5 protein-coding genes are annotated in these 4,802 nt (G+C 67.0%); 4 read left to right on the top strand and 1 reads right to left on the bottom strand.

What is annotated here, in order from left to right; genetic code table 11:
* Positions 1–295 precede the first annotated feature (295 nt).
* From RWR81_RS12385 to RWR81_RS12370, 4 genes are all read left to right on the top strand, one after another.
* A complete protein-coding gene (locus RWR81_RS12385; protein ID WP_314458030.1) occupies positions 296–1,045 on the top strand; it encodes a PrsW family glutamic-type intramembrane protease in 750 nt (249 codons plus the stop codon).
* 69 nt (positions 1,046–1,114) lie between these two features.
* Positions 1,115–2,701, top strand: a complete 1,587-nt coding sequence (locus RWR81_RS12380) for a Tox-REase-5 domain-containing protein (protein WP_314458029.1) — start codon at positions 1,115–1,117, stop codon at positions 2,699–2,701.
* A 53-nt stretch (positions 2,702–2,754) separates the two neighbouring features.
* Positions 2,755–3,384 carry a hypothetical protein gene (locus tag RWR81_RS12375; protein WP_314458028.1) on the top strand — a complete coding sequence of 210 codons (630 nt, stop codon included), beginning with the start codon at positions 2,755–2,757 and terminating at the stop codon, positions 3,382–3,384.
* A 129-nt stretch (positions 3,385–3,513) separates the two neighbouring features.
* Positions 3,514–3,678, top strand: coding sequence for a hypothetical protein (locus tag RWR81_RS12370; protein ID WP_314458027.1), 165 nt, complete (start codon positions 3,514–3,516; stop codon positions 3,676–3,678).
* 42 nt (positions 3,679–3,720) lie between these two features.
* Here the strand turns inward: RWR81_RS12370 and RWR81_RS12365 are convergent.
* The coding region (locus RWR81_RS12365) for an NCS2 family permease (protein ID WP_314458026.1) at positions 3,721–4,802 on the bottom strand (1,082 nt) is incomplete at its 5' end.

The following is a 4,802-nucleotide window of genomic DNA, read 5'->3' as shown; positions in this document are numbered from 1 at the left end:
GGCCAGCCGGTCCGCCGCCCCAGTGCCCGGGGCGCAGGGGCCTGGTGGCCATGGCGGAGCGCCGGGTGCGTCGTACGGGATCATGCCGGGCTCCAGCGGCGCCCATACCGGCCACCCGTCCGAGCCGACGGCGGCGCCCGGCTACGGTCGGGTGGCACCGTCGGAAGGTGTTCCGGCCGGTGCCGTACCTCCTGCTCCTGCGGCTGCCCCGGCGTCGTCGAGGCAGTACGGGCTGATGCCCGCACCAGTGACGGCGACGAGATCTGCGCAGTCGGAGGCGGGGACAGGACCCGCGATGGCGACGACGACGGGGCCCATGCCGCCCTCGGGGCCCGCGCCGGTCGCCGCACCCCAGACGCCTGCGGCCGCGCCGGCGCCTCGTTCCCCTGACCGTTCGGCCGCGTCCTCGTTGAACCTGGACGGGGCACCGGTGCGCCTGGAGTGGTGGGAGCACCTGGGCGGCCTCCTGATGAGGTTTCGGGCCCTCCGTGTCCTGATGCGGGTGCGGATGGTGCTGACCTGGGTGAGCCTGCTGATCGTGGCGGTGGCGCTGGCCGTATCTCCAGTGGCCCGGACGGTGCTGGGTGCCTGGGCCGGTTGCTTCTGGATCGTGGCGGTCTGCTTCTGGCTGGCGCGGGGCAAGACCGTCTCCTGGGGCCTGACTTCGAGTGTCTTCGCCCTGTCCATGCCGTGGGCCGGGGCCGTTGGGTGGCTCTCCTTCCAGGTCGCGGCTGCGGCGGGAGTGGCGGTGAGCCAAACGGCCTCGCAGGTCGTGATCGCCGGCGTCGTCGAAGAGCTGGCCAAGCTCGCCCCCATCTGCCTGGTGGCGGTCATCGCACCGGGACGAGTGCGCCGGCTACTCATTCAGGACTGGCTCGTCCTGGGGGTCGCCTGCGGGGCGGGCTTCATGGCGGTCGAGGAGGTCGCCCGGCGCCTGGTGTTCATCGTCGGAAACACCCCGGGGTTTCAGTTGTCCAAGGCGATATGCCCTGAGGACCCTGCGGGAATCGTCGAGTGCATACACGCTCACACCTTCAGCCTTTGACCGTTCGCCGACGCGTTCCCCGGCCCTGTAACCTATGCGGGGCACGCCATTGTCACCGGCCTGGTGGCCGTGAGCATCGGCTTGGCGCGGCACCTGTGGTGGCGCGCGAGACACCATCACCCCGCCGTAGGCGTCTGCCTGCGCTGCACAGCCCTGGGCCTGCCCCTGGGCATGCTGTGGGTGGCGATCGTCGACCACATGGCGGCCAACGCCACGACCGCGAGCACCAACTGGTTCACTGACGAGCGCGTCGTCAAGGTCTGGGGCGCTACCAAGGGCGAAGCCCCCTGGCCTATCGTCGAGACCACGAGCACCATGGCCGGAACCGGGCATGGCCGGGGCTGGCTGCTTCTGATGATGCTCGTCGTCGCGCTCCTCCTGGATGCCCGGGTGATGCGCCTGGGCGGCTACGCGCGTTCCCTCTCCGGGCCGGGTGGCGGGCCGGGTGCGCCCCAGGGCCTGCCTGGTGGCGTTGTGGGCAGGTGGGGCGCCGACGTCATCGAGGTAGCAGCCGCCGCCAGGGCCAAGGCCCACCGGCTCAGACTCGCCCTGGCTCAGGCGGCCACCACCCGCCGACCCCGCCTGTTCCTGCAGGCCTGGGCCGAGCATCGCATCGCCCGTGACCTGGCTGCACGCCGTCAGCTCGACGCCGGCCCCCATCGCTGGGCCACCTCGGTCCTGGCCGCAGTATCAGCCCTGGCCGGAGCCTGGATCATCTACACCGTCGTACCGCCTGTGGTGACCGAGCTCAACCAGCGCCTCAGCGGGCTGCCCACCTTCTGGTTCGCCGGCATCCTGGACACGCTCGCAGCGGTCTGGGAGTCCATGAGCCCCACTGAGAAGGCCGCCCTGGTCCTCATTGGCGCCGCCGCCGTCCTCCTGTCCGGGGGCACCCTTGGCCTGGCCTTCAGCGTAGGGCTCGGCATCGCCACCGCCCTGGACGCGGCCCGTCCCGCCTCTCAGTTCATGCGGGACCCCTGGGGCGCCACCGGCCACTACCTGGACACCCACAACGACCTCGAGATTGCTGCCGACGCCGGCCTGGCCGCCATGGCCATCATCCCCGGAGGCAAAGCCCTGCGCGGCGCCGGCTACGCCGCCAAAACCGCACGGGCCGCCAAACCCGTCAAACGCTTCGCCCACGCCCAGGCCCGCAGGGGCCTCAATCCCCGTGCCGGCATCCACTACCCCGGGCTGCGCACCCCCAGACCCGGACGCTCCGACGGGGGACCTGGCCTGTGGGGAGAAGGGAAGAACTACGGCTCACCGCGATCCCAAGCCTACGAGGAGCAGGTCACCGGAGTCCCCATCGAACACTCCTATTATGTCAACGGTAAAGAGTTCGACGGCTACAACGGCTTCGCCCTCGTTGACGCCAAGGGGGAAGGTTACGCCTTCCGCATCAAGTCAGACTGGTCGGACGAACCGAATACCACACCCGAAAGATACAGCGAGACAAAAGGAAAGATCATCAAGGAAAAGAAAGGACTCATCGATATAGGTAAGGAACAGGTCGAGGCCGTACGCGCCACCGGCACCGACACCCCGATCCAATGGCACATCGCAGAGAAAGAAACCTTCAACGAACTCTGGAAACGACAAATGGACAACGAATTCCCAACCGAGATCGAACTCATCCACACACCACCCAAGTGAACCAACTTCACCATACAAACTACGAACACCACCCACTGGAGAGGAAATAAATCATGAGATGGGACCTCAGTTTCAAACGGCGAGCGCTTGGTGACCCGGTATCGGAGGGACGCCGGGTGTGGGAGTGGATCCAGCGGGTCAGGCCCCTGCACCCCTCCCTGGACCTGTGGCGCCCCACCGCCGAAAGCCGTGAGGAAGCCGAGCAGGCACCCCCCATCACCCAGGACTACCTCCTCCACTTAATCCACGGCGTACAAGCCATCTCCGACAACCCTAAATTCGGTCTCACACCAGCCTTCTCAGGACAGATCGGCCAAGGCAACAAGCTCATGCTGAGCTTCAACAAACCCAACCCCGGCAACGCCGGCATCGTACTCATGATCGGAGAAGCACTCGGGGCCGCCCTGGACGCCAGCGAGAACCTGGCCGACACCCTCATGCACACCACCGCTACCATGTTCACCCCTAACACTATCGGCACCCTAACCCGTGAGGACATTCCAGTCACCCCCACTCCACCGCCCTACAGATACCTGCCGGGCTGGAAGATGTTCTTCGCCTCCGACTCGCCCCACTACCAGCGCGCCGCCCAGCTAGCCACCACCACCGCTCCCGTGGCCAACGGCTCCATCTTCACCTTCGGCACCCCCGACACCTACCCCACCATCCTCAACCAATGGTGATAACCAACCACCGCGCGCGGCCCGGATCCGTCATTGAGCAGAACCACTGTCTCCGCCCTTCGTCGGCGCCCCGAGGTACGTGAAGACACCCCGGTACCGGGGCGCGAGGCACAGGTGAAGAGGAGCGGAATGCCGCCCACAGGCGCCGAGTGTCCATATCTGCAGCAAAGGGAACTCAACGCCGCTCACCTCACCAGCATGAACCGCGGAATCATGCGGTTTGCATCCGAAGGAACGAAGCCGTTCACAGCCTTTGCTGCAGATATGGACACTTACACCGTCATCACCCAATGAGGGACGGCCTCCGGCGCTCCCGCCGGAGGCCGCCGGCGCTCGTCAGGAGACGCCGAGGATCGCCTTGATCGGGGCGAGGGTGAAGTAGACGACGAACATCGCGCAGGCCACCCACATGAGCGGGTGGATCTTCCGCGCCCGTCCCTGAGCCACCTCGATGACCAGGTAGGACACGAAGCCGGCCCCGATCCCGTTGGTGATCGAGTAGGAGAAGGGCATCATGATGATGGTCAGGAAGGCCGGCAGCGCAATCTCCGGGGACTTCCAGTCGATGTCGGTCACCTGCATCATCATGAGGAAACCAACCACCACGAGCGCCGGGGTGGCCGCCTCGTAGGGGACCATCTTGACCAACGGCGCGAAGAACATGGACAGGGCGAACATGCAGCCGGTGACCACGGAGGCCAGGCCCGTGCGGGCCCCCTCCCCCACACCCGCGGCGGACTCCACGTAGGAGGTGTTGGAGGAGACACCCCCGACACCACCGGCGATGGCGGCCAGGGAGTCGACGACGAGGATCTCGCGCGTCTTGGGCGGGTTGCCGTGCTCGTCGAGCAGGTCGCCCTCGGCGCCGATGGCGACCATGGTGCCCATCGTGTCGAAGAAGTCGGCCAGCAGCAGGGAGAAGACCAGGAGGACCACCGAGACGATGCCGACCTTGTGGACACTGCCCAGCAGGCTGAAGTGGCCCAGCGTCGACAGGCTCGGCAGGTCCACCGGGAAACCGGTCAGATGCGGCTCGGACAAGGACCAGCCGGTGAGGTTGAGGGAGCCCTTCTCCGGATCGTCGTTGAAGGGGCCCAGGTGGGCGAAGGCGTCGATGACGATGGCCAGGACCGTGGCCGAGGCGATGCCGATGAGGATGGCACCGCGAACCTTGCGCACGTAGAGCACCACCGTGAGGAAGAGCCCGAAGAGGAAGACGAGGACCGGCCACCCCTGAAGGGATCCGCCCAGGCCCAGCTCCAGGGGGGTGCCGCCGCGGCGCACCATCTTGGCGTCCACCAGGCCGATGAGCGCGATGAACAGGCCGATGCCCACGGAGATCGCGGTCTTGAGCTGATCGGGTACCGCCTTGAAGACGGCCTCGCGGAAGCCGGTGAGCACCAGGACGAGGATGATGA

The sequence above is a fragment of the uncultured Actinomyces sp. genome, assembly GCF_963526355.1.
Lineage (GTDB): Bacteria > Actinomycetota > Actinomycetes > Actinomycetales > Actinomycetaceae > Actinomyces.
Note: the sequence above shows the minus strand (reverse complement) of the source record. Positions and strands in the feature narration are given on the sequence as shown.

Excerpts from the sequence above, each read along its gene's own strand:
- RWR81_RS12370 (WP_314458027.1), top strand. The coding sequence starts at position 3,514 with ATGCCGCCCACAGGCGCCGAGTGTCCATATCTGCAGCAAAGGGAACTC.
- RWR81_RS12375 (WP_314458028.1), top strand. The coding sequence starts at position 2,755 with ATGAGATGGGACCTCAGTTTCAAACGGCGAGCGCTTGGTGACCCGGTA.
- RWR81_RS12385 (WP_314458030.1), top strand. The coding sequence starts at position 296 with ATGGCGACGACGACGGGGCCCATGCCGCCCTCGGGGCCCGCGCCGGTC.